Origin of the sequence: Periweissella ghanensis (genome assembly GCF_918814755.1) — a bacterium.
Lineage (GTDB): Bacteria > Bacillota > Bacilli > Lactobacillales > Lactobacillaceae > Periweissella > Periweissella ghanensis.
The window spans coordinates 175,456-199,033 of record NZ_CAKKNT010000001.1; the positions used below are offsets into that span (position 1 = coordinate 175,456).

21 protein-coding genes and 2 tRNA genes are annotated in these 23,578 nt (G+C 40.5%); 5 read left to right on the plus strand and 18 right to left on the minus strand.

Going from position 1 to position 23,578, the window contains the following annotated elements:
* Positions 1 to 40: 40 nt before the first annotated feature.
* A complete protein-coding gene (gene ccpA / locus LQZ76_RS00890) occupies positions 41 to 1,042 on the minus strand; it encodes a catabolite control protein A (protein WP_230097892.1) in 1,002 nt (333 codons plus the stop codon).
* 198 nt (positions 1,043 to 1,240) lie between these two features.
* Here ccpA and LQZ76_RS00895 point away from each other — a divergent pair, with 198 nt between their 5' ends.
* The gene (locus tag LQZ76_RS00895) at positions 1,241 to 2,344 is read left to right on the plus strand and encodes a M24 family metallopeptidase (RefSeq protein WP_230097893.1); all 1,104 of its coding nucleotides are present in this window, start codon (positions 1,241 to 1,243) and stop codon (positions 2,342 to 2,344) included.
* Positions 2,345 to 2,400: 56 nt separating this feature from the next.
* Here LQZ76_RS00895 and LQZ76_RS00900 read toward each other — a convergent pair whose 3' ends face one another.
* From LQZ76_RS00900 to LQZ76_RS00915, 4 genes are read right to left on the minus strand one after another with little or no spacing between them, the layout of a single operon-like run.
* The gene (locus LQZ76_RS00900; RefSeq protein ID WP_230097894.1) at positions 2,401 to 2,895 is read right to left on the minus strand and encodes a dihydrofolate reductase; all 495 of its coding nucleotides are present in this window, start codon (positions 2,893 to 2,895) and stop codon (positions 2,401 to 2,403) included.
* Between the two features lie 16 nt (positions 2,896 to 2,911).
* Entirely contained in the window at positions 2,912 to 3,751 is an 840-nt protein-coding gene (locus LQZ76_RS00905) for a thymidylate synthase (protein ID WP_230097895.1), read from the minus strand.
* A gap of 25 nt (positions 3,752 to 3,776) precedes the next feature.
* Entirely contained in the window at positions 3,777 to 5,669 is a 1,893-nt protein-coding gene (locus tag LQZ76_RS00910; protein ID WP_230097896.1) for an ABC-F family ATP-binding cassette domain-containing protein, read from the minus strand.
* Between the two features lies 1 nt (position 5,670).
* Complete coding sequence (locus tag LQZ76_RS00915) at positions 5,671 to 6,891, minus strand: CCA tRNA nucleotidyltransferase (RefSeq protein ID WP_230097911.1); 1,221 nt, start codon at positions 6,889 to 6,891, stop codon at positions 5,671 to 5,673.
* Between the two features lie 191 nt (positions 6,892 to 7,082).
* Between LQZ76_RS00915 and LQZ76_RS00920 the strand changes: the two genes are divergently transcribed.
* Together LQZ76_RS00920 and LQZ76_RS00925 are read left to right on the plus strand one after the other, a co-directional pair.
* A complete protein-coding gene (locus LQZ76_RS00920; RefSeq protein WP_230097897.1) occupies positions 7,083 to 7,985 on the plus strand; it encodes a YitT family protein in 903 nt (300 codons plus the stop codon).
* Positions 7,986 to 7,993: 8 nt separating this feature from the next.
* The gene (locus tag LQZ76_RS00925) at positions 7,994 to 8,254 is read left to right on the plus strand and encodes a hypothetical protein (RefSeq protein WP_230097898.1); all 261 of its coding nucleotides are present in this window, start codon (positions 7,994 to 7,996) and stop codon (positions 8,252 to 8,254) included.
* A gap of 83 nt (positions 8,255 to 8,337) precedes the next feature.
* Here LQZ76_RS00925 and LQZ76_RS00930 read toward each other — a convergent pair whose 3' ends face one another.
* The 5 genes from LQZ76_RS00930 to LQZ76_RS00950 form a co-directional block, all read right to left on the minus strand.
* Entirely contained in the window at positions 8,338 to 9,294 is a 957-nt protein-coding gene (locus LQZ76_RS00930; protein WP_230097899.1) for a DMT family transporter, read from the minus strand.
* Positions 9,295 to 9,455: 161 nt separating this feature from the next.
* Entirely contained in the window at positions 9,456 to 9,782 is a 327-nt protein-coding gene (locus tag LQZ76_RS00935) for a hypothetical protein (protein ID WP_230097900.1), read from the minus strand.
* A gap of 184 nt (positions 9,783 to 9,966) precedes the next feature.
* Positions 9,967 to 10,155: a 30S ribosomal protein S21 gene (rpsU, locus tag LQZ76_RS00940; protein ID WP_168721033.1), complete on the minus strand. Its 189-nt coding sequence runs from the start codon at positions 10,153 to 10,155 to the stop codon at positions 9,967 to 9,969.
* Between the two features lie 110 nt (positions 10,156 to 10,265).
* On the minus strand, positions 10,266 to 11,192 hold the full coding sequence (locus LQZ76_RS00945) for a deoxyribonuclease IV (protein ID WP_230097901.1): 927 nt from the start codon (positions 11,190 to 11,192) through the stop codon (positions 10,266 to 10,268).
* A 106-nt stretch (positions 11,193 to 11,298) separates the two neighbouring features.
* Positions 11,299 to 12,177 carry a YitT family protein gene (locus tag LQZ76_RS00950; RefSeq protein WP_230097902.1) on the minus strand — a complete coding sequence of 293 codons (879 nt, stop codon included), beginning with the start codon at positions 12,175 to 12,177 and terminating at the stop codon, positions 11,299 to 11,301.
* 186 nt (positions 12,178 to 12,363) lie between these two features.
* Here LQZ76_RS00950 and LQZ76_RS00955 point away from each other — a divergent pair, with 186 nt between their 5' ends.
* Positions 12,364 to 13,215 (plus strand): N-acetylmuramoyl-L-alanine amidase family protein, encoded by an 852-nt coding sequence (locus LQZ76_RS00955; RefSeq protein ID WP_230097903.1) that lies wholly within the window; start codon positions 12,364 to 12,366, stop codon positions 13,213 to 13,215.
* Between the two features lie 78 nt (positions 13,216 to 13,293).
* On the opposite strand, the gene LQZ76_RS00960 is transcribed toward LQZ76_RS00955, so the two are convergent.
* Positions 13,294 to 14,733, minus strand: coding sequence for a 6-phospho-beta-glucosidase (locus tag LQZ76_RS00960; protein ID WP_230097904.1), 1,440 nt, complete (start codon positions 14,731 to 14,733; stop codon positions 13,294 to 13,296).
* A 238-nt stretch (positions 14,734 to 14,971) separates the two neighbouring features.
* On the opposite strand from LQZ76_RS00960, the gene LQZ76_RS00965 reads away from it, so the two are divergent.
* On the plus strand, positions 14,972 to 16,003 hold the full coding sequence (locus LQZ76_RS00965) for a lyase family protein (RefSeq protein WP_230097905.1): 1,032 nt from the start codon (positions 14,972 to 14,974) through the stop codon (positions 16,001 to 16,003).
* A 165-nt stretch (positions 16,004 to 16,168) separates the two neighbouring features.
* Here LQZ76_RS00965 and glyS read toward each other — a convergent pair whose 3' ends face one another.
* The 7 genes from glyS to truB form a co-directional block, all read right to left on the minus strand.
* Positions 16,169 to 18,256 carry a glycine--tRNA ligase subunit beta gene (gene glyS, locus LQZ76_RS00970; RefSeq protein WP_230097912.1) on the minus strand — a complete coding sequence of 696 codons (2,088 nt, stop codon included), beginning with the start codon at positions 18,254 to 18,256 and terminating at the stop codon, positions 16,169 to 16,171.
* Complete coding sequence (glyQ, locus tag LQZ76_RS00975) at positions 18,256 to 19,194, minus strand: glycine--tRNA ligase subunit alpha (RefSeq protein WP_230097906.1); 939 nt, start codon at positions 19,192 to 19,194, stop codon at positions 18,256 to 18,258. The genes glyS and glyQ overlap by 1 nt, the downstream gene beginning before the upstream one ends.
* Positions 19,195 to 19,534: 340 nt before the next feature.
* Positions 19,535 to 19,615, minus strand: a tRNA-Tyr gene (locus LQZ76_RS00980).
* A 160-nt stretch (positions 19,616 to 19,775) separates the two neighbouring features.
* Positions 19,776 to 21,023 carry an MFS transporter gene (locus tag LQZ76_RS00985; protein ID WP_284706026.1) on the minus strand — a complete coding sequence of 416 codons (1,248 nt, stop codon included), beginning with the start codon at positions 21,021 to 21,023 and terminating at the stop codon, positions 19,776 to 19,778.
* A gap of 170 nt (positions 21,024 to 21,193) precedes the next feature.
* A tRNA-Tyr gene (locus LQZ76_RS00990) sits at positions 21,194 to 21,274 on the minus strand.
* A gap of 86 nt (positions 21,275 to 21,360) precedes the next feature.
* Entirely contained in the window at positions 21,361 to 22,302 is a 942-nt protein-coding gene (gene ribF, locus LQZ76_RS00995; protein WP_230097908.1) for a riboflavin biosynthesis protein RibF, read from the minus strand.
* A gap of 21 nt (positions 22,303 to 22,323) precedes the next feature.
* On the minus strand, positions 22,324 to 23,238 hold the full coding sequence (truB, locus tag LQZ76_RS01000) for a tRNA pseudouridine(55) synthase TruB (RefSeq protein ID WP_230097913.1): 915 nt from the start codon (positions 23,236 to 23,238) through the stop codon (positions 22,324 to 22,326).
* Positions 23,239 to 23,578: the final 340 nt, after the last annotated feature.

The window sequence follows — 23,578 nt, forward strand, 5'->3', positions numbered from 1 at the left end:
AATGTAGTGATATCAATATATCTGCTATATTTTTTTAATTTTATCGCGTTGTTTGGCGACTAATAATACCGTATGGCAATGATAAGCGGCCATTTTCGATATTTTCTTTCCCCATCAACTTAGTTAACATCCGCATCGCCACGGCCCCCATGTCATACATTGGGATACTAATTGAAGTTAATTGAGGGCGCGTAATTTGGGTTAACTTTGTGTTAATTGAGGTAATAATTTCAAAATCATTCGGAACATCTACCCCTCGGTCAGTTAAGCCATTTAAGATGCCAGCTGCTAATTCGTCTGCCCCAACAAATGCCGCTGTAGCATCCGTGCCATATAGTTCGTTGGCCAATTCAAAACCGGCGTTGTAAGTGTATTGGGTTTCAAAGACTAGGGCTTCATCAAAAGCAATGCCCGCTTCTTCAAGGGCTGCTTTGTATCCTTGTAACCGATAATTTTGATTAATAGCTTGTTGTAAACTACCTGAAATAAAGGCAATTTGTTTGTGGCCGTTATTAATTAATTTGGTCACAGCATCTTTAGTTGCCGCTGCATAATCAATATTAACTGTTGGAATTTGATTTTTTTCATCAACTCCACCCGCTAACACGATAGGCACATTGGTATGACTAAATTGATCACGTAATTTATCGCGTAATCCATTCCCCATGTAAATGATTCCATCAACTTGTTTTGCTAATAAATTTTCTAAAACTTGTAATTCTTTTGTTCCTGAATCATCAGAATTGGCTAAGATAATGTTGTAATGATACATTGATGCAACATCATCAACCCCACGGGCTAGTTCAGAAAAGAACATATCGGTTACGTCCGGAATGATGACGCCAACAGTTGTAGTTTTCTTTGATGCCAGTCCGCGCGCAACTGCATTGGGACGGTAATCAAGCCGATCAATCACGGCCAAAACCTTGTCCTTTGTTGCTTGCTTCACATTACTGTTGCCATTAACAACTCGTGAAACTGTCGCCATTGAAACCCCCGCTTCGCGAGCAACGTCGTAAATTGTAATATTTTCTTTTTCCATACTCGTGCACCAGACCTCATATCACTTTTATTCCAAAAGCCTATTATAGCAAGTTTTCATTTCATTTTCATTTAAATATAGTTTAACAAACAAATAATCTTTCTTGCAAGCGTTTACATTTTTATTTTTATTAATATTTTTCTGTAGAAGTGCTATCATCATTGTAAACAATATTTATCTTAAAAAGCGAGGTCTCACATGGAATACACTCAATTGAACCAAATTCGTGAATGGCTGGGCCAAAACAAGGCTGAAGTCGCTTACTTTTCTAACTTTGAATCAATCCAATACTTAACTGGTTTTGGTTCAGATCCTATTGAACGGGTTTTAGCCCTTTTCGTATTCCCTGAAGCGGAACCATTTATTTTCTGTCCCGCCCTTGAAGTTGAAGTTGTTAAAGCAACTGGCTGGCCATATGGTGTTTATGGTTACCAAGACCACGAACAACCTTTTGGCATGATTGCTGAACACATCAAAGAACGTGTTGCTAATCCAATTAGCTGGGCCATTGAAAAGCAAACTTTAACTGTTGAACGCTTTGAAGCAATTCACGCTTTCTTCCCAAGTGCGCAATTCAACTTAGATATGACTCCTTACATGCAAACCATGCGTTTAATCAAAACACCCGCAGAAATCGCCCTTTTACACCAAGCTGGGCGTGATGCTGACTTTGCGATGGAAGTTGGTTTTAAAGCAATTGCTGAAGGTAAAACCGAATTGCAAGTAGCGGCTGAATTAGAATACCAATCAAAACTTCGTGGTGTGGCCGGTATGAGTTTTGGCACATTAGTACAAGCTGGTGCCCACGCTGCTGATCCCCACGGGGCAACTTCTGAAATTCAAATGCACCGCAATGAATTGGTCTTGTTTGACCTTGGAACGCTCTACAAAGGTTACATTTCTGATACTTCCCGGACGTTTGCGTTTGGTAAACCAAATGACAAAGCCCTTGAAGTCCACAAAGTTGTTTTAGAAGCCCAATTGACAGCCCAAGCCGCGGTTAAACCAGGGATTACGGCCGGCCAACTTGATAAAATCGCGCGTGACGTGATTACTAAAGCTGGTTACGGTGAATACTTCATCCACCGCCTTGGTCATGGAATGGGTACTAGTGAACACGAATACCCATCAATCATGGAAGGTAACAACCTTGAATTACAACCCGGCATGACTTTCTCAATTGAACCTGGTATTTACATTCCGGGTGAAGTTGGGGTCCGGATTGAAGACTGTGTCGTTGTTACTGAAACTGGGGCTGATGCCTTCACCCACTCACCAAAAGAATTACGTTACGTTGACTAACATCACTAGCGATAACAATAAAAAGCGGACCAGAAATTATTTCTGGTCCGCTTTTTTTATTTCCGACGGTAAATTTTAAACGTGTGCGGAATCGTATTGCGTTCATCCAAAACGCCCGCCCGTTCTTCAATTAATTGCCAAGTTGTTAAGTCCACTGGTGGGACATGGGCATCCCCACCTGGAATATCCAAATCAACTTCCGTGACCGCTAATTCATCGGCATGTGGCATAAATGAAGCATAAATCGCCACCCCACCGATTACCGAGAGATCTAAGCCTTGTTCAACAGTTGCCGCCAAAACTTCGGCCACTGAATGCATAACTTCAAATCCTACTGGCGCCACAAACGTTTCATCGTGAGTTAAGACAATGTTGGTCCGTTGTGGTAACGGCCGGTTGTTAAACGTTTTAAAGGTATTACGGCCCATCACAATTGGATGCCCAATCGTTTCTTGCTTAAAAAAGGCTAAATCAGCCGGTAAGCGCCAAGGAATATTACCATCCTTGGCAATTACGTGATCATGAGCTTCCGCCCATACCATATTAATCATCGGGAATCTCCTTTAATTAGATTGCTAATTCAAATTTCAATTGTGGTTTAACTGGTTGATAATCCTCTAAGACAAAATCTTCCGGCTTAATATCAAAGAAATTAGTACCATCTGGGACGTTCAAGACCAATTTAGGAGCCACATCACTTGGGGTCCGGTTTAAGAGCTCATTAGCCTGTTCAAATTGATTGTCGTAGATGTGTAAGTTGTTGATAAAGTAGAAAAACTTCCCAACTTTCCAACCAAAGTGCTTGGCAATCATCATTTGTAACGCTACGTATTGCATTGCGTTAATGTGGTGCGCCACTAACATATCATTTGAGCGTTGAATCAAAGTAGCATCTAGGTAAATATCATCCCCCACACGGCGCACATCATACATACTTTGAAAAGCACATGGCTTTAAGCCATCAGTGGCGGCCAAATCTTCATATTGCCACAAGTCGATAATATTACGGCGATTCCACGGGTTATCGGCCAAGGCTGCTAATAAATTATTGATAATATCGTGTTTACGAACGGTTGCCCCGTACCGTTGGCCAATTGTTTCACCATCATCAATTACCCAATCATGCCAGTATTTAACGCCGTATTTATCTTCTAACACATCCAAGCGGTTTGTTTGATCTTGATAAATCCAGAAAATTTCTTTAATGGCGGCTTTAATTGGAATTGGGCGTAAGGTCGTAATTGGCAATTCACCTTTACTGATATCATACTCAGCAAATGAACCTGTAATGTACTTGCTATTGGCAGTTTGGCCATCTTTGTAATGTGGGCGTGCTTGTTCAGACATCACCCCATTATCTAAAATATTACGAATATTTTGTTTAAAAATCTCATCGGCTTTGGTCATGACCCGTCTCTCCTCAATTATTTCTCTAATTTGCTAATTCTGATAGATATTCCCAACGTTCCATCATGTTTTCTAGCGTGGCACTTGTCGTTTCAAGTTGGCTTTGCAATTCTGATAACTTACCAAAGTCAGCTCCGTTAGCTTCCATTTGCGCTTCGATATCGGCTTGTTGATTTTCCAACTTTTCAATATCGGCTTCAATCGTGCCCCATTCTTGTTTTTCTTTGTAGGTCATTTTTTTCTTAGCTGGCGCATTGGTATCGATTTTAGCAGTTTGCTTTTCTTCTTTGGTAACATGCTTAGGCGCTGGGTGTGCTTGGGCTAATTGCGTTTCCAAGTAGCTACTAAATAAGCCAGTAAATTGTTCAATTTCACCATTACCATCAAAAATAAGTAACTTATCCGCGACTTTATCTAAGAAATACCGGTCATGGGAAACGGTAATAACCGTTCCTTGGAAATGGGCTAAATAATCTTCTAAAACGGTCAATGTCCCAATGTCTAAATCATTAGTTGGTTCATCCAGGAACAAGACATTTGGCCGTGACATCAATAATTTCAGTAAGTATAAGCGGCGTTTTTCACCACCTGATAACTTCCGAATCAATGTCCCATGCATAAAGCGCGGGAAGAGGAATTGTTCTAATAATTCCGTCACACTAACATCGTTACCATCGTTATCTTTAATGGATTCGGCCACATCACTTAAATAAGCAATCATCCGCTTATCATCTGGAATGGGTTCCATTTGTTGGGTGTAAAAGGCTAATTTAACCGTTTCACCAATTTCAATAATCCCACTATCTAATGGGACCCGTTGGGCTAACGCATTTAAAAAGGTTGACTTACCGGCCCCATTGGCCCCCGTAATCCCAATGCGTTGCTTAGCTTGAATCAAGTAGTTAAAGTCACGCAAGATTACTTTATCGCCAAAGGCTAAGTTAGCATTTTCAACCGTGATAACTTTTTTACCAAGCCGTTGTTGACCCAAGTTAACTTCAACATCTTGGTCAATTTGTAACGTATTACGATTAGCTTCAATTTCGGCAAAGGCATTTTGGCGGGCCGTTTGCTTGGTTGAACGCGCACGGGCCGATGTTTTCATCCAGGCAAGTTCTTGTTTGTAGAGTTGTTCTTGCTTGTGGTCTGCAACCACCGCAGCGGCCACCCGTTCCGCTTTTTGGGCGACAAAGGCCGCATAGTTCCCTTGGTATTCGTAAATTTCACCAAATGACAATTCAAAAATCCGGGTCGCCACTTGGTCAAGGAAATACCGGTCGTGGGTCACGGTTAAAACCGCCCCTTTATAACTAGCCAAATATTTTTCTAACCACGCAATTGAATCAAAATCCAAGTGGTTAGTTGGTTCATCAAGAATTAATAAATCAGGTTTTTGAATTAAAACTTGCGCCAAACCAACCCGTTTCTTTTGGCCCCCTGATAATTTACCAACCACTTGGTTTAAATCAGGCACGTGTAATTGCGTCAAAATGGTTTTAACTTCAGCTTCCGCTAACCACGCATCTTCTTGGTTCATCGCATCTTCAGCTTTAGTGTAGCGTGCTAATAATTTTTCATCATTTGGGTTGGCACTATACGCACTCAAAGCTGCTTCATAATTGCGAATCGTTTGAAATACGGGTTGACTACCGGCGAAGGCTGCTTCCATAACCGTTAAACTTTCATCAAGTTCTGGTTGTTGTTTTAAATAACTGACGCGGTAGTCGTTGGGCTTGATAATTTGGCCTTGATCAGCGGAATTTAAATCAGCAATCACGTTCAAAAGTGAGGTTTTACCCGAACCGTTCACCCCAATCAAACCAATCCGATCAGTTTCGTTAATTAAAAATGAAATATCGTTAAATAAAGTCTTTTCACCATACACACTGGTAAGGCCTTCAACTCGTAATTGTTGCATGTTATTCTCCCTTACTTTGTAGCATTTCAGCGTATGCGAGTAAATCTGATAAATGATTCTTCAATTGCCCAATCACAACGGCATGTTCGATTTTGGCTAAAATTTTCCCCATCTTAGGGCCCGGTTTAACAACCCCGGCGGCAATTAATTGTTGACCATCAATTGCCAATTGGCGTTTATTAGTAATTACTAAACTATGGTAGGCGGTTAGGTATTTATCACCATCAAACGATTTAAAATTAAGACCTAACACCGCTAATGCAATTGGCAAAGCTGCTCCTACTTGATATAATTCCCATTTTGTAATAGTGACTTGTTGGCGGTATAACTGAATAAAATGGTAAGCAGTTTTAACTTGCTTAATAAAGTCATTACTGTGCTTCCAGGCCTTTAAAAAACTCCCAGCATCATCTTCACTCAAACCCAATTGATCAATTAAATACGTCCAAGCCGTAGCATCATCGGGTAATATTTGCCCTTGCAACTTTAATCCGGCGGCAACAATATCTAATTCCCGGCCCATATCAATGTTGGGCACGTATTTATATAAGCCACTTTGGGCAAATGCCATCAGGCCTTCCGCCACGGCCTTCCCTAACAGTAATTTACTCAATTCAACGTTAATACGTTCAACCGCAATATTAACCAATAAGTGTGCTTCACCCTTGATGGCTTCATTAGTGGCCGCTTCAATCACAAACCCTAATTGGGCACTAAAGCGTAACGCTCGCATCATTCTTAAGGCATCTTCATGGAATCGTTCCACGGGATCTCCTACTGCCCGAATGATGTGTTTATCTAAATCTTCAAGTCCATTAAATAAATCGACAATTTCACCATTGGCCCGCATCGCAAGTGCATTAATCGTGAAGTCGCGGCGTTTTAAGTCCTCAGCTAAATCGCGCACGAAACTAACTGAATCGGGGCGACGAAAATCCGTGTAGCCCGTTTCAGTCCGAAAAGTAGTCGTTTCATAACCGTTGCCGTGATCTAAAATCATGACCGTGCCATGTTCAATCCCGGTATCAACAGTTTTATTAAATAATGCTTTAATTTCTGATGGATATGCACTAGTCGCAATATCAACATCATGAATGGCTTTGCCCAATAACATATCACGGACACTGCCGCCAACAAAATAAGCTTCAAAGCCGGCGTTAGTGATCGTTTCTAAAATCGGTAACGCGGCGGTAAATTCTTGAGGTAAATTAGCAATTTTCACTGCATTCTCCATTCTTTGTGTTCAAATTTATTACTTAATATCATACCAATTCTAATGCTAAAAATAAACGGCAGAAGCACAGTGATTTAACTAATCCGTGTTATTCCAAAATATTGTTTAGATATTTTAACGACTTTAATTATTAAAAATGCTAGAATTAGAGGATAAACAATATATTTAGGAGGCATTCAATGGTCCAAGAAAACGAAAAAATTCGTCTGCTTGATATCCTAATGTTTACGATTGGGACAGCAATTTATGCTTGGGGCTTGGTTAATATTAACATTCCCAACCGCCTCGCTGAAGGTGGTGTCGCTGGGATTACGTTGATTCTCCGTGCATTAACCGGTTTTGATCCGGCCATCGCAACATTAGTTTTAAACATTCCCTTAGTTTTGATTGGGTGGCGCATTTTAGGTCGTAAATCACTGATTTATACATTGTATGGTATTTTTGCGTTATCATTTTGGATTTACATCTGGCAAACCTTCCCCTTCCAACTTAACTTACACCATGATATGTTCATCTCTGGGATTATCGCTGGTTTAATCGCTGGGGCGGGCCTTGGAATTGTGTATAAATATGGTGGTACCACTGGTGGTTCTGACGTCATTGCCCGAATTTTTGAAAAAAAATACGGCATTCCGATGGGTAAAAGCTTACTTTTACTTGATATTACCGTTATGGTCGTTTCACTAGTTTATATCGATATTTTACACATGATGTACACGATTTTAGCTTCATACGTTTACTCACGTATTGTGACAATTACCCAAGAAGGTGCTTATGCTGCCCGGGGCGTGCTCATTATGACGGATAAACCAGAAGAAATCGTTAGTGCCGTCTATAGCGAAATGAACCGTGGGGCAAGTTACTTCAATACTGAAGGTTCTTATACTCGCGAACCCCGCTTAACGGTCTATGTCGTTGTTTCACCAAGCGAATTACACCAATTACGGGAATTAATCGCGCGGATTGATCAACGCGCCTTTACCACGATTCTAAATGTCCAAGAAACTTTAGGGGAAGGCTTCACGTATAACCGTCCACGTAAGCCGCTCTTACTTAAAGTTAAGTCAAATAGCAAAAAGTAAGGTAGCCCATGTTAAATTATGACTTAGCTGACTTATCGCATTTAGTGCAAGATAGTCAATTAACCCTTGAAACCCGGATGGCCTTAGTGTTACTACACCACGGGTTGACTGTTACCGAATTAACTTCCTTAACAGCCTTACCATCTTTAGACTGGGTCCCATTTGAAAAGCCGTTCATTAAAATTTTCAAAAAAGCCCATCCACACGCGCCGTTTGCGGAAATTACCGCCGCTGAATTATCAACTAGTTTAACGCCATTTTTAAAATAGTGCTAAAAAGCATTTAGCTACGGTATCAAACTAAAAAAGCCCGCCTGAATTTAAAAAATTCGGGCGGGCTTTTTGTATTTAAACTACACAATTCCTTTAATGATTAAAACGCCAATCAGCATGATAATAATTCCAATCACTTGCAACCGTTTAACCGGGCTTTTAATTGAACGCCATAACCCCATTTGGGTTACTAATACTGATCCTAAAATTTGGCCAATGAGCGATGTTGTCACTGTTAAGCCCGCACCAATAATGGGAACGAGGATAACGGTCATCAAGACAAATGTCGCCCCTAAAACACCACCAAGCCACCCCCATTTAGGCATTGCCTTAAACGTGGCCCGCGGAATGGTGATTTTACGGTGCATGACGAGCGTCACGATTAAAATAACCAACCACGAAATTAAAAATGAAATGAACGTTGCCTGGACCGGACTATGGACTACCGTGCCCATGCGACCGTTAATGGCTTGTTGCACCGCTGAAAGCATCCCTGCCAATATTCCCCAGATGCGCCATAACGTTAAGGCGGTTGGTGTATCTTGCTTCTCTAATTCGTTTTTATAAATTTGTTCCGCTTTAGTTCGATTGGCCAAAACTACCGCGACAAACATCCCCAATAATAAGACTAAGACCCCAACTAAACGAACGGCCGTAATAGGAATATGTTTAGCACCAAATAAACCAAATGAATCAATCACCGTGCCCATCAATACTTGACCTAAAATTGGTAAAATCACTGTTTGAACGGCCCCTAATTTGGGGAACAATAAAATATTTGAAGTTAAATAAATGGCCGCAATCACCCCACCCAGCCATAGCCACCATGGATTGGCCGCAATTTGAGCCCCCGTAGGCAAAAGTGGGTGCCCGGTTGCGAGCGTAACAATCCCAATATAAAGCGTCCCAATTGAAAATGAAATCAATGAAGCCACATATGGTGAAATAACAAACACCCGTAAATAGGCATTGACCGGATTTTGGTTAGCTAAAATAATCCCCGCCAAGACTCCAAACAACATAAACAAAAAAATCATCAAGTGCGCCTGCTTTCTTATAATAAATTTTTACTACTTTAACTATAATCTTTTTGACCAAAAAAGCAAAAATAACTTGCATTTCATTGAGCAATCATTGCCATAAAAAAACGCCTAAGATCATAATCTTAGACGTCAAAGTCAAGTGGCTAAATACCGACTTAACCTAATTCAGCTTCTAAACGTTCAGGGTGTTTATAAGCATCTAATTTAATTTTTTCGAGGTGCTGTTCAAGATATTCGATAAAATCCGCTTCGTTAGCAAAGACGCGCGGGTTGTGTTGACCGTGAATGTGCAAATCTAATTCAGTAATTTTTAACTTGCCAAAAAATGTGTATCGGTATTTTACAATTACCCGCGAGTTTCGTTTGTTATCTCGGCCAAACTTCAAAACAAATGTCCGTTCCATTCCCATTAATGGGCGAATAAAGTCTTGATGATATTCGAAATCATGTTGCCGCAACCAGTTTTTTGTTTGTTTTAACATGCAATTTACTCACTTTCATAAAAATCTATCATTATATCATAGCCTATTTATGCCCGTTTTACAAGCAATTGAATTTAGAAGACAACAAAAAAGGAAGACCCTAATAAATTAGGCTCTTCCTCCTTTGTGTTAGTGTTCATTGTCTTTCGACGCAGCGTACACTTCCTATTAATAGATAGCTCTATTAGAAACGGCTCTTCTTGTTTTTACGCTTACGAGCTGCTTCTGACTTAAGCTTCTTCTTAACAGATGGCTTTTCATAGAATTCACGCTTACGGTATTCTTGTAAAGTACCATCCTTAGAAACGCCACGCTTGAAACGACGAAGTGCATCATCAAGAGATTCGTTTTTACGAACGACTGTCTTTGCCATGAAATACACCCCCTCTCAGTTATATGTAACATCCATAACCTAAGTTCCAAATGCTCGATTACCATTATCGCAAATATCACCAAACAAGTCAATTCAAAAACTAATTATTTTTATAGTTCCGTAACTAAAGGACCTTCTTGCCAACCGGGCACTAATTTTTCCCGGAAATGACGATCAAATTCGCCGGCCCGCAACATTGCAATTTCGGCTTTATATGGTGCTACCGCCGTTTTCTTATCTTCACCAACATATGGCGTTTCCATAATCTTGCTAAGGTGTTCTAATTGGGGATGGAAGACCACATCATGCAATGCTTGGTAACCAATGTAACCAAAGCCAATATTTTCATGACGGTCTTTGTGGGCCCCTTGGGGATTCTTAGAATCATTCACGTGAATCACCCCTAATTTATCCAACCCAACAATTTTATCAAACTCATTGAGCACACCATCAAAATCTTCGCGAACATTATAGCCCGCATCATGAATATGACACGTATCCATTGTCACACTGACTTTTTCGTTATAAGTAACCTTATCAAGAATCGCGGCAATCTCTTCAAAAGTCCGACCAACTTCGGTCCCTTTACCAGCCATCGTTTCAATTGCAATACTGATTTTTTGATCCGGTGTAATTACTTCATTAAGACCCTTAGCAATTGAGGCAATTGCTGCTTCAGCACCAGCCCCAACGTGAGCACCCGGGTGCAAGGTCATTTGTAATGAACCTAGTGCTTCCGCGCGCGCCACTTCGGCTTTTAAAAATTCAACGCCAAAAGCAAATTTTTCTGGTGCGATCGTATTCCCTAAATTAATAATGTATGGTGCATGGACCACGATTTCTGCCAAATCATGTTCCGCCATAAAAGCTTGTCCGGCCGGAATATTCATTTCACTGACGTCTTTTCGCCGTGTATTTTGCGGTGCCCCTGTATAAATCATAAATGTGTTAGCTCCATAGCTAGCAGCTTCTTTAGCTGAGCCCAAGAGCATTTCCTTACCACTCATCCCGACGTGTGAACCTAATCGAACGACCATGTTTTTCACCTATACTTTCTAAAATGTCTATGGTGTATTATACCAAACATCACCTTAATAATAAAAGCTAGGTCCTTGTTAGCGACCTAGCTTTAGTATGAATTAATTATAATTTTGGTTCATAGAAGTTCCCTTGAATCTTATCCACCCGCCACATTGACATAAAGGCGTGGACATCTGATTCGGCCAAGGCTTCAGTAACTTCATATTGTTCATACTGCGAAATAACCGTAAACAAGACATCTTTATTATCGTGCTTGTAGGCTCCTTCCGCCCCGTGAATAATGGTAATTCCACGACGTAAATGGTTTTGAATTGAATCAACCACTGTTTTTGGTCGATCGGTAATAATCATAATTTGCATCTTTTGTTGGCGCGTATACACAGTATCAATCACTTTGGCATTCACAAAGACCCCGATAGCTGAATAAAACGCGAATTGCCAACCAAACACTAACCCTGCTGCTAACATAATGAACGCATTGAAAGTCATATTAACAATTCCCATACGCATCCCAGTCCGCTTACGAATTAAAATTCCTAAAATATCTAACCCACCAGTTGATATCCCATTACGTAATGCTAGCCCCGTCGCAAAACCATTAACTAAGCCACCAAAAATCGCATCAATTAATGGATCATGCGTCAAAGTCACCGGCTTGTCAATTACCCGAATCATAATCGATGCCAGTAAAACCGCAATCGTCGTAAAAATTGCAAAGCGATGACCAATTGAGCGCCACGCTGCAATAATTAACGGTACATTGAAAACAAATAAGAAAATATAAACTGGAATATTAAAACCAAATAATCCTTGTGATAAAGAGTCAAATAATTGCGCTAACCCAGTAATCCCAGATGAATAAATGTGCCCTGGGGTCCAAAAATAATTTAAAGCCACTGAAACCATGACAGCATAAATAAAGGCTGTCCCAATCCGACCAATATATAAGTGTCGATCAAAATAATTCTGAATATCGCGCATATAGCAATCCTTTTAGCATTTTATAGTAATAACATTGCCCTAATTATACAATATCCACTTAATTGCCGAAATGGTCGATTGCAAATTAATTAATAAATATTGATTTTTCAGCTTATTTATCGCGAGAAAGAACGATTTATGGTACGCTTATTTTTTAAAGTATGTTAAATAAGTGGAGAAAATTGGATGCAGACATATATCAAGAAAAACCTTATCCCTCTCACAATTGTGGCGGTATTTAGCATTTTTACCTTTGTAATTGCCTTTATTTTACTAAATAAAAACCAACAAACGGTGGCCTTAGCGGAAATTCCCATCCACGCCGGTCCATCGCGTAACTCTAAAACTGTCGGCATGGTTACTAAAGGTACCAAGCTAAAAGTCATTAAAACCAAAAATGATTGGGCGCTTGTTCGGCAACCAAATGAAGAAATTGCCTGGTTACCAGTCTGGTTACTTAATCGCAAAACGCCGCTCAAAGCACTCACACCACTAGCCGAAACCACGGTTATGCTTGATGCCGGCCATGGTGGTCCTGATACTGGGGCCATTTCAAATACTGGCCAGTTTGAAAAAACCTATACCTTAAAAACGGCTAAATTAGTCCGTGCCGCCTTAGAACCGTATGGCGTGCACGTCGTGATGACGCGTACGGCTGATCATATTGTGTATTTAGATAAAATCCCCGAAATCGCCGAAGCTCATCATGCCGATGCGTCAATTTCATTTCACTTTGACTCATCACCTGTCGCTAATTCAGCTAACGGATTAACGGCGTATTACTACCACCAAAATAATGGTTCATTTGCCTTAGCAACGGCGGTGAATGGACAAATGCATAATCTCCCGGTGACTAGTCGCGGAGTTGAATTCGGTGATTTCTTAGTTATCCGGAAAAACACGCTTCCAGCCATCTTACTTGAAAATGGTTATATCAATAGCGACCATGATTTTAAGTACATTCAAGAACAAAGTTACCGTGAACACATTGCGAATGATGTTCGTTTAGGTTTAGAACAATACTTTAAAACACATTAACTATGTGCGTGTCAAAAGTTACCGCTATTAAAAAGGTCCTCCTGAAGAGTTTCTTCAAGGGGACCTTTTTAATATTTTTTACAATTCAGCACCGTTAGTTTTGATAACATTTTGGTACCAAGCGAAACTATCTTTCTTGTAACGTTTGCCTGAACCTTCACCAAAGTCATCTAAATCAACATACACAAAACCATAGCGCTTCTTCATTTCACCAGTTGAAGCGGAAATGATGTCAATCCCAGACCATGGCATGTAACCAAAGACTGGTAGGCCATCAAGGACAATCGCTTCTTCAACGGATTTAATGTGGTTTTTGAAGTAGTCAATCCGATATGGATCATGAATTGCCCCATCTTCAAGCTTATCAAAAGCCCCAAAACCATTTTCAACGACAATCATCTTTTTGTGCCAACGATCCCACATCCAGTTAATTGCGTAACGAATCCCAACGGGGTCAATTTGCCAACCCCAATCTGATTGGGCAAGGAATGGGTTATCACCGTGATTCTTTTCTTCATCATATTCATACAAGGGGTTTTCAGGATCGGAAACCGTCCATGACATGTAGTATGAGAATGAAACAAAATCAACTGTATTTTCTTTAAGAATCTTTTTATCTTCTTCAGTAATATCAATGTTGAAATTTTTTTGTTCAAAGTACTTCAACAACCATGTTGGATATTCACCAAGGGCATGCACATCCCCCCAGTAATAACGCGTTTGCATCGCCCGTTGTGACATCATAATGTCTTTGGGATTTGATGTTGCTGGATACACAGGGTTCATCGCAATCATGCAACCAACTTCAAGGTCCGGGTTGATTGCATGGGCAACTTTAGTAACCAATGCTGAGGCCACCAATTCGTGGTGAGAAGCCAAGTACATTAATTCTTGGGCTTGTTCTTCGGGATAATCCTTTAAACCTGAATCTTGTAATAAGTGGTGGGGATTCATCCATGAAGTTTGGTTATTAATTTCATTAAACGTCAACCAATACTTAACCCGGTCACCATAGCGAGCAATCACTGTTTTGGCATATTTAACGAAAAAGTCAATCACCTTACGATTACGCCAACCACCATATTCTTTAACAAGGTGTAATGGCATTTCAAAGTGACTTAGTGTAATCACTGGTTCTAAGCCATGTTCAATCATGGCATCAATCATCTGATCGTAAAATGCCAATCCAGCTTCATTTGGCTCATCTTCATCCCCATTTGGGAAAATCCGAGTCCAAGCAATTGATGTCCGAAAGGCGTTCATCCCCAGTTCCTTGAATAAATCAAAGTCTTGGGCATACGTGTGATAAAAATCAATTCCGCGGTGATTTGGATAGTTACCATCGGCTAAGACCGTATCGGTTACTTTCCGTGAGACGTGGTTTTCACCCGCTAACATCACATCGGCAATTGATACCCCTTTGCCATCAACATCCCATGCTCCTTCTAGCTGATGGGCTGCCACCGCAGAACCCCAAAGGAAACCATCTGGTAATTTATATCCTGAATCATTTTGCATTATAATAAACCTCCTCAGATTGCATTAATTTTACTAAGAACAAGTTCATTATAATTTATCTAACATCCAAAAGAAAGCGTTTTCATAATTTTTACAATAAATTATTTAAGCATTATTAACCTTTTGAACGGGTAAATCAACAACTTACAATAAGCACTTCCCTTTACATTCTAATCAATAAGTTCTATCATTAAGAAAAAACTAATGCTAAATCAGCATTTGAAAGAAGGAATTTTTTATGTTATTAACAAATACGGCCGAAGAACCCGTCTCCCCGATTCACGCATCAACTCACCTCTTAAACCCGTTAGCGATGACTGGTCCTACGATTCCCGTGCAAGTTATCCGAGCACTCTTGCATACTAAGAGTGCTGCGGCCCGGTGTAATATTGATGCGCGTGTTCTTGACCCCAATATTGGTGCGTTAATCATTCAAGCTTGTAGCCAATTACTAACTCAGGATGATTATGCAATTGCTAAATTATTCCCAATTCACATTTATCAAGCCGATGCTGATTTAGCAGTTAATACCCGCGTCAATCAGCTCATCACGGCCACATGTACCCAAATTGATCCATTCATTGCCGTTAAAGCACCGGATATTGATCTTTGCCAAGTTTCAGCGGCCATCTTTCCAACTGTGACCAATGTTGTTGCTGCCGCAGCGACCAAACATCTAATCAATCAACTACGGCAACTTCTTAGTACCTTGCGCTTTACCCAAGGCAAGTTAGCAACTACACCCGCGTTACAACACATTGCCCCGGAACACCGCGCCCTTAAATTAAACACATGGCTTAAAACAATTGAAAATGACTTCCAAAGCATTAATACTGCCTATCCACAATTACTTGAGCTACCAATTAACCATACTCCCTTACCCGACCAACGTGATACACCGGATGACTTTGAACATAATTTAGCCCAAAATATCAGCTTAGCTTATGAAATCACGTTCACAGCTGGTAATAAGTTCTTTAACAAACCGAACCACTTAGGCTTAGCTGATGTGCATAACACAATACATTTAATGGTAACCGACTTACGGACAATTATTAATGAAATTATCGCCACTGGTAATGGTTCTGTACCTGATGAATTAGCCGTCACTGCCGTTAAAATCATGGGTAACGACGCTAGCATTGCGATGGCCGTCGCTCAACCACACCATACTGCGACCGCTCTTAAACCGGTTATTGTGACGAATTTCTTAGAATCAGCGGCCCTTTTAAGTGGCTTGGTTAATCAGTTACAAACTAATATTGAATAATAAGTAACGTGTAACAAAAGATGCTTAGTGCTATCGAATACAACTAAAATGCGCTCCAGAAGTCCGCTATATTCTAAATACAACAATACCCCCCTCGAAGAAATTTTCTTCAAGGGGGGTATTTAGTGTATTTCTCGATAGCGCCCGACTTCTGTCACGCTCTCTTTATTTAACGATCAAGTCCGTCAAGTTACCAAACTTGTTGGCAATTGCTGCGACTTGTGCAACTTGGTTCAAACGGTTTTGACGCACAGCGGCATCATCACTCATAATCATCGTTGCTTCAAAGTACGTCGCAATAGCTGGTACCAGGCTTTGGGCCTCAACAAAGCTGTCAGCTAATGAACTAGTTGCCAAAATTGGTTCAAGAGCCGCCACAGCATCATGCAAGGCACCTTCTGAATCATTATCAAACAAGCTTGCATCAACTGTGTATGGTGCTTCAACCGGGTTTTGCTTGTTCAAGCGAACGGCACGCGTGAAGGCTTCAACAAAGTCACGGAAGTTAGCATCATCTTTGTGGGCTTCTAAAACATGGGCTTGGGCAAACATCGTTAAGATATCGTTGCTATCACCGTTAATCACCGCTTCAATGATATCGTGACGTGTATTTTGACCATTGAGTAATTGCTTTACCCGATCAACCATGAATGAAGCGACATCGGCATTAACATCACTTAAAGCCGTTTGAACAGCGGCTGGTAAGCCGGTGTTATCACTAGCAAGGCTCGCAATTAAGCCAGCATTAATCGCTGTTAAATCAATATTCCATTGCTTATCACGTAAAATCCGCACAAATCCAAGCGCTTGACGACGAAGCGCATATGGGTCATTGGATCCAGAAGGAATCATACCGGCGGCAAAGAATGAAAGAATCGCATCGTATTTATCAGCTAAGGCAAGGACGGCCCCAACGGTTGATACTGGTAAATCACCTTCAGCAGAGATTGGCATGTAGTGTTCGCGCACAGCAGCGGCTACCGCGGCATCTTCACCAAAGATTGTCGCGTATTTTTCACCCATAATCCCTTGAAGTTCAGAGAATTCACCAACCATCCCCGTTACCAAGTCAAACTTGTAAATTTCACTGGCCCGGGCTAATTGGGTTAATTCAGCGGCGGTCATTTGTAATTGCTTACCAATAATTTGTGTAATTAACTTAACCCGTTGCATGTGTTGCGCAACGGAACCAATTTTATCGTGGAATGAAAGCTTTTCAACACGCCCCATGTAATCAGCAATGGTTTGCTTTTGGTCTTCGTTGTAGAAGAATTTAGCATCTTCAAGCCGGGCCGTTAACACTTTTTCGTTACCAGCAATCACGTTATCAATGTGTTCGCTGTTACCATTACGCACCCCGATAAAGAATGGCAATAACTTACCAGCCGCATCAGTTACGTAGAAGAACCGTTGGTGTTCTTTCATTGAAGTGATTAAAACTTCATCTGGCACGGCTAAGTATTCTTCTTTGAATGAACCAGCAAATGCGGTTGGCCATTCAACCAAGTTATTAACTTCTTCAAGCAGGTCCGCATCAATATCAATCGTCCAAGCTTTACGAGCAGCAATTGCTTCAATTTGACCTTTAATAAGTTCTTTACGCACATTGGCATCAGCAATTACAAATTGATCTTTTAATGCTTTTTCATAACTTAATGCATCTGTAAATTCAACTTCTTGACCTAAGAAACGGTGACCACGTGAAGTCCGGCCAACGCTAGTTTCAAGAATTGAGAACGGAATTAATTCGTTATCTAACAATGCCACCAACCACTTGATTGGACGCACGTATTCAAATGAGTTGTTAGCCCACTTCATCGTTGTTGGGAATGTCATGGCCATAATCACATCTTTTAAACCAGGAAGAACTTCTTCAACCGGCTTACCAGCAATGTGCTTAGTAACGTAGACGTATTCAACCCCTTTTAATTCCTTAAAAGTAATTTCATCAGTCGTCAAACCTTGGCCTCGGACAAATCCTTGGGCCGCTTTTGACCAGTTACCTTCAGCATCCAACGCAATCTTTTTAGCGGGACCTTTAGCTTCTTCATCAATATCTGGTTGGTTAGCAGCAATGTCTAACACTTGCACAGCTAACCGACGCGGCGTTGAGAATGGTTTGATTTCACCATATGCAATCCGATTGTCATCAAGAAACTTACCAACCCGCTTAACCAATTGTTCAATACTTGGGGTTACCACGTGGGCTGGAATTTCTTCTAAGCCAATTTCTAATAAAAAGTTCGCCATAATTACTTAGCCTCCTTGTCAGTTTCTTCTTCATCAGCCAAGTATTTGGCACGTAATTCTTCATCTTTTAACAATGGGAAGCCAAGCTTTTTCCGTTCAGCAACAAAGGCCTTGGCCACGGCGCGAGCCATGTTACGAATTCGGCTCAAGTACCCAGCACGTTCAGTAACAGACACACTACCGCGCGCATCCAATAAGTTAAAAGTGTGTGATGATTTTAAAATGTAGTCGTAAGTTGGGTGTACAAGCCCTAAGTCAAGTAACCGCTTTGCTTCGGCTTCAAAGTTATCAAACATACTTAAAAGCATTTCTTGATTTGATTCTTCAAATGAATATTTTGAGTGTTCAAATTCAGGTTCTTTGAAGATATCACCATAAAGGACCCCATCAGCCCATTCAAGATCGTAAACAGTTGGCACGTCTTGAATGTATGATGCAAGCCGTTCAAGCCCGTAAGTAACTTCTGACGTCACAGAATCAACTTGAAGACCCCCAACTTGTTGGAAGTACGTAAATTGCGTAACTTCCATTCCGTCTAACCAAACTTCCCAACCAACACCGGCGGCACCCATAGAAGGATTTTCCCAGTTATCTTCAACGAACCGAATATCGTGTTCTAATGGTTCAATCCCAAGTTCACGTAATGAACCCAAGTATAATTCTTGAATGTTATCAGGTGATGGTTTCATAACCACTTGAAATTGGTGGTGTTGGTATAACCGGTTAGGGTTATCACCGTACCGACCATCAGCTGGGCGCCGTGAAGGTTCCACGTAAGCAGCGTTCCATGGTTCAGGACCGATGGCGCGCAAGAAAGTGTAAGGACTCATAGTCCCCGCCCCTTTCTCAGTATCGTAGGCTTGCATCAACATTGCACCTTGTTCAGCCCAGTATTGTTGCAACTTTAAAATAATTTGTTGCATTGACAATTTTTGTTCCATCAGTCTTTCCTCCTAAGTTTTTGACAATAAAAAAATCCCTACGCCAACAGAATTGACATAGGGACGTTAAATTAACGCGGTTCCACCCTACTTCCTAACATCAATCAATGCTAGACAGCTTTTCGTGAATAACTAAAAAAGTGCCCGAGCTAACTAATCAACATCTGGCTCACACTACCCCAAATTCGCTGGCTTGATCAAAGAAAACTCGCTCTTTTCTCATCGTTATTAAAATATTAAGTTCATTGAATAATTATCGTACGCCAACCGAAACTTGTCAACATTTTCGCAATGATAATACAAAAAAACCTGCAAATAAATTTGCAGGTTTTTTATTCGATGGGGGAAGTAGGATTCGAACCTACGAACCCGAAGGAACGGAGTTACAGTCCGTCGCGTTTAGCCACTTCGCTATTCCCCCGAAAGATTTAACAATCAATCGATAAATAATATAATACCAGGATTATAACCCTTCGTCAACACTTTTTAGAAAAAAGTTCAAATTCCTTTTTAACATTGTTTTAACCGATTAATTGTTAAACCAACTCGACCATAAATTTAACGCCGCTACATCCAAGCACTTATGCTTCAAAAGAGATAATATTTTTACGTAAAATCACTAGCGGTATGAATAGCATAACTGTCAATACCGCATATATCCCCCACGAAATTTGCACACCCGCCGTGGCCGCAACGAAACCAAAAAATGCAATCGTCACGACCGGTAAGGTTAATGAAACCGAATTGATTAAGCCTAACACTAAGCCAATTTGTGTAGTTCCCAAATTGCGCATTAAATTACCATAGAATCTTGGCGTTATTTTAGCTAATGTGTACCCTAATGCTGTAACGGCAACTAAAATCAGTACGCCATTACCAATTAAAAACGCGACCGCCATCGCCCCTTGAACTAGCAAATGCACTAGCAATAACCGCGCTAAATTCAAGCGTTTAAAGATATCAGCGGTCCATAAAGAACTCACAAACATCGCAATTGAGAAAGCTGATGTAACCAAGAAAAACATCTGACTAAAACTAAGGTTCCATAACGTCACATGATGCCGCAACGATAATACAAATAATACATTCGTTGACGCCGCTAAGCCATTAATTACAATCAAATACGCTAAAACCGATTTGATTCCTGGTAACTTGCGTAATTCTTGAATACCTAAAAGCATACGTTGGCTAAAACTTGATTTTTTTTGCGTTGGTTGCTTCTTTTCCTGATTTACTGCAGGTTCTTTAATATGTTTGCGAGCTCCAAATACAATCAAACCAGATAAAGCAAATGTCACAGCATTTAAAATTGCAAACACGGAAAAATTATTATGAACTAACGTTAGTAAAGCCAACCCAACGGCCCCACCAATTAGGTCAATTAAAACCGTCATACTTTGAGAAAATCCGGACGCTTCTTGGAACTCATCACTCGCCAAGTTAACCTTCAATAAATGGCTATAAATCCCTGAACGAATCCCGCCTAAAAGATCTGACAAAACATTCAAAAATAGGATTGCTGTAATAACTAACATCGTCGGCTTTTGAATAATTACCGCCACAATCACATACATAACTGTTTGTGCCCACCGGATCAACGCAAATGTTTTGATTTTATGCTTGGTACGATCCGCCATATCGCCAGTTAAAGCACCTAAGATAATCGGCACCCAATTCAAGATTGAGATAACTGTAATCCAAATGGCGGCATGTGCGCCTTTATTAAGGTAAATGATAAATGCAAAACTAAAAAGCGTTGTCCCTAACATATTTAATATATTTGAAAATGCTAAACTTCTAAAAACTCGATTGTTAAACAATAACTGCATCTTAAAATTTCCTCGCTCTAAACTCAATTAACATCAAAGTACCATCAATATCTTTTATTACAAAATGATTATAACACAATTAAAAAAATGTAATTATTATTTTTAAGATCATTAATTTTGTTTCAAAGCACAAAAAAACCTGCAAATAAATTTGCAGGTTTTTTATCGGATGGGGGAGAGTGGATTCGAACCACCGAACCCGAAGGAGCGGAGTTACAGTCCGCCGCGTTTAGCCACTTCGCTACTCCCCCGAAGCAATCAACAAATAATATAATATCAAGAATTACATCCTTCGTCAATTGTTTTTTGCAACTTTTTTGGTTTTGGCTAACTTTTTTTATCTGCTAGCAAAAAATGCCCGCACATCCGCTTCATCTTGGTGTAATTGATCAACTAATGCTTCTAAACCATCAAACTTTTCCATACCACGAACATAGTGACACCATTGCACTTCGACATTTTCACCATAAATTTCTTCATGGAAATCAAAAATAAAAATCTCAAGCGTCTTTGGCCGACCTTCACCAATAGTTTGGTTATGCCCTACTGAAGCATCCCCTTCATACCATTTATCAGCGATTTTAATCCGTACACCATAAACACCCACGCCCGGAATTTTTTCATCCGCGGGCGTTAAGACGTTTGCGGTTGGAAAACCAAGCGTCCGTCCCAGGGCTTCACCATGCACAATTACTCCGGTTGTCTGATATGTGTAACCTAACATTTCATTTGCTAGATCAACATTACCAGCTTCCAATACTTCATGAATTGTCCTTGAACCGATTTTTTCGTGATGAAAATCCGCCTTGGGCACACTAACAACTTCAAACCGGCCCGCAACGAATTCGGGTAAGTGTTCCATATTGGCAACATTGACATCGCCACCATACGTGTGATCAAAGCCCGCTACAACCGCTAGAGGTTGTAGCGCCATTAGCACTTCATCGACAAACGACTGTGGGGCTAATTTAGCGAGTTTTGAAGTAAAACTAACGCGATAGACTACATCCACTCCGGCAGCAGCAAACAGCTCATTTTGGCGCTTAACTGGGCTTAAATATTGATATTGATTGGGTAATTTTTGAAAGACAATGTGGGGGTGGTGATCATAAGTCATCACCGCCAATGGCACCCCGTTAGCGGTTGCTAATTCCCGTGCTTTAGCTAAAACTGCCTGATGCCCTAAGTGTACACCATCAAAAAAACCCATTGCTAAAACGACTGAATTTGGTGCCGTAGCTGGTCGTGTAAATGGATATCTTAAACTAAAAGTTTCCATACTGTTACCTAATTATCTTTCTTAATCTTGATTATTGAAAATTTTCAATGGTCGATACAAATATTTCTCATCGTCCCAGTGATAAAGGGCTTTGGTATCATCTTGATAACGCATCCGCACAACTGGCGCTTGTGTAGTGAGCTCACCGCGGCCAAACCACGCGCCATTTTTCATTTTAGCCCAGTGGTCACCAGTCATATCAATCGCGGGAATATCACCTAACGCCCGATCAATTGGGAACATGATTGATTCAACGGTGCCCGCTTCCATTTTTTCCGCAATTTCACTTAACTTAACCGCTTGTGCGAGATCAAACCCACCCGATTTAATCCGCGTTAAGTCCGTCATAGTCGCTGGTAAATCAAGTAATTTACCAAAGTCAACTGCTAACGTCCGCACATACGTCCCCTTAGAAGCGTGAACTTCAAAATAGATCGTTTGTTGTTGCTTTTGGGCATCATATTCACTAGCTTTGATTTGCGTAAAGGCGCCAATCGTTACATGCCGTTCTGGTCGTTCAACGGTTTCACCAGCCCGCGCATATTCATATAATTTCCGGCCATTGACTTTAACAGCTGAAAACATGGGGGGAATTTGCGTAATTTCACCAGTTAATTTCGCTAACGTGGCATCAATTGTAGCATCATCAAACGGTGTTACCACTGGTGCACTGGCAATCACTTCACCATCTAAATCTTCTGTTGTCGTTGCAAACCCCAAAGTAATAGCTCCGCGGTAAATTTTACCGGAATTAACTAAATACTCGACTGCTTTAGTCGCATGACCAACTGCGACCGGCAATACCCCATCGACATTCGGGTCTAAGGTTCCTGAATGACCAATTTTTTTAGTATGTAAAATTTTACGTAACTTAAATACGACATCGTGGCTCGTCATCCCACGTTCTTTGTAAACTGGAATAATTCCATCCATAATTTATCCTCACTTTTTAAAACACTCGCTATTAAGTATAGCGTATTTTACCGAAAAAATAAAAATTTAAGCTAATATCTTTGTTTTACATTACGTAAACCGCTTTATCCTTCAACATTTTAATGACTAACTTAAACAAAAAAGCTACTAGCAGAATTTAAAGGTTCTACACTATTTGATGTTGATGAGTAAAATCATCGACATCTTTTTTTGCAAAAAAAATAGGACACCGTATGTCCTAGTGCTAAAATTAAGTCGACGAAAACCAAAGAAAGCATAGGTATAAATGATGTCCCATAACAATTGTATTCTACGTTCACTAAATTTAACAGATAAAAATATA

What these genes read in the sequence shown, in the direction of transcription:
- ccpA (WP_230097892.1), bottom strand. Translation starts at nt 1,042, where the DNA reads ATGGAAAAAGAAAATATTACAATTTACGACGTTGCTCGCGAAGCGGGG.
- LQZ76_RS00895 (WP_230097893.1), top strand. Translation starts at nt 1,241, where the DNA reads ATGGAATACACTCAATTGAACCAAATTCGTGAATGGCTGGGCCAAAAC.
- LQZ76_RS00900 (WP_230097894.1), bottom strand. Translation starts at nt 2,895, where the DNA reads ATGATTAATATGGTATGGGCGGAAGCTCATGATCACGTAATTGCCAAG.
- LQZ76_RS00905 (WP_230097895.1), bottom strand. Translation starts at nt 3,751, where the DNA reads ATGACCAAAGCCGATGAGATTTTTAAACAAAATATTCGTAATATTTTA.
- LQZ76_RS00910 (WP_230097896.1), bottom strand. Translation starts at nt 5,669, where the DNA reads ATGCAACAATTACGAGTTGAAGGCCTTACCAGTGTGTATGGTGAAAAG.
- LQZ76_RS00920 (WP_230097897.1), top strand. Translation starts at nt 7,083, where the DNA reads ATGGTCCAAGAAAACGAAAAAATTCGTCTGCTTGATATCCTAATGTTT.
- LQZ76_RS00925 (WP_230097898.1), top strand. Translation starts at nt 7,994, where the DNA reads ATGTTAAATTATGACTTAGCTGACTTATCGCATTTAGTGCAAGATAGT.
- LQZ76_RS00930 (WP_230097899.1), bottom strand. Translation starts at nt 9,294, where the DNA reads ATGATTTTTTTGTTTATGTTGTTTGGAGTCTTGGCGGGGATTATTTTA.
- LQZ76_RS00935 (WP_230097900.1), bottom strand. Translation starts at nt 9,782, where the DNA reads ATGTTAAAACAAACAAAAAACTGGTTGCGGCAACATGATTTCGAATAT.
- rpsU (WP_168721033.1), bottom strand. Translation starts at nt 10,155, where the DNA reads ATGGCAAAGACAGTCGTTCGTAAAAACGAATCTCTTGATGATGCACTT.
- LQZ76_RS00945 (WP_230097901.1), bottom strand. Translation starts at nt 11,192, where the DNA reads ATGGTCGTTCGATTAGGTTCACACGTCGGGATGAGTGGTAAGGAAATG.
- LQZ76_RS00950 (WP_230097902.1), bottom strand. Translation starts at nt 12,177, where the DNA reads ATGCGCGATATTCAGAATTATTTTGATCGACACTTATATATTGGTCGG.
- LQZ76_RS00955 (WP_230097903.1), top strand. Translation starts at nt 12,364, where the DNA reads ATGCAGACATATATCAAGAAAAACCTTATCCCTCTCACAATTGTGGCG.
- LQZ76_RS00960 (WP_230097904.1), bottom strand. Translation starts at nt 14,733, where the DNA reads ATGCAAAATGATTCAGGATATAAATTACCAGATGGTTTCCTTTGGGGT.
- LQZ76_RS00965 (WP_230097905.1), top strand. Translation starts at nt 14,972, where the DNA reads ATGTTATTAACAAATACGGCCGAAGAACCCGTCTCCCCGATTCACGCA.
- glyQ (WP_230097906.1), bottom strand. Translation starts at nt 19,194, where the DNA reads ATGGAACAAAAATTGTCAATGCAACAAATTATTTTAAAGTTGCAACAA.
- LQZ76_RS00985 (WP_284706026.1), bottom strand. Translation starts at nt 21,023, where the DNA reads ATGCAGTTATTGTTTAACAATCGAGTTTTTAGAAGTTTAGCATTTTCA.
- ribF (WP_230097908.1), bottom strand. Translation starts at nt 22,302, where the DNA reads ATGGAAACTTTTAGTTTAAGATATCCATTTACACGACCAGCTACGGCA.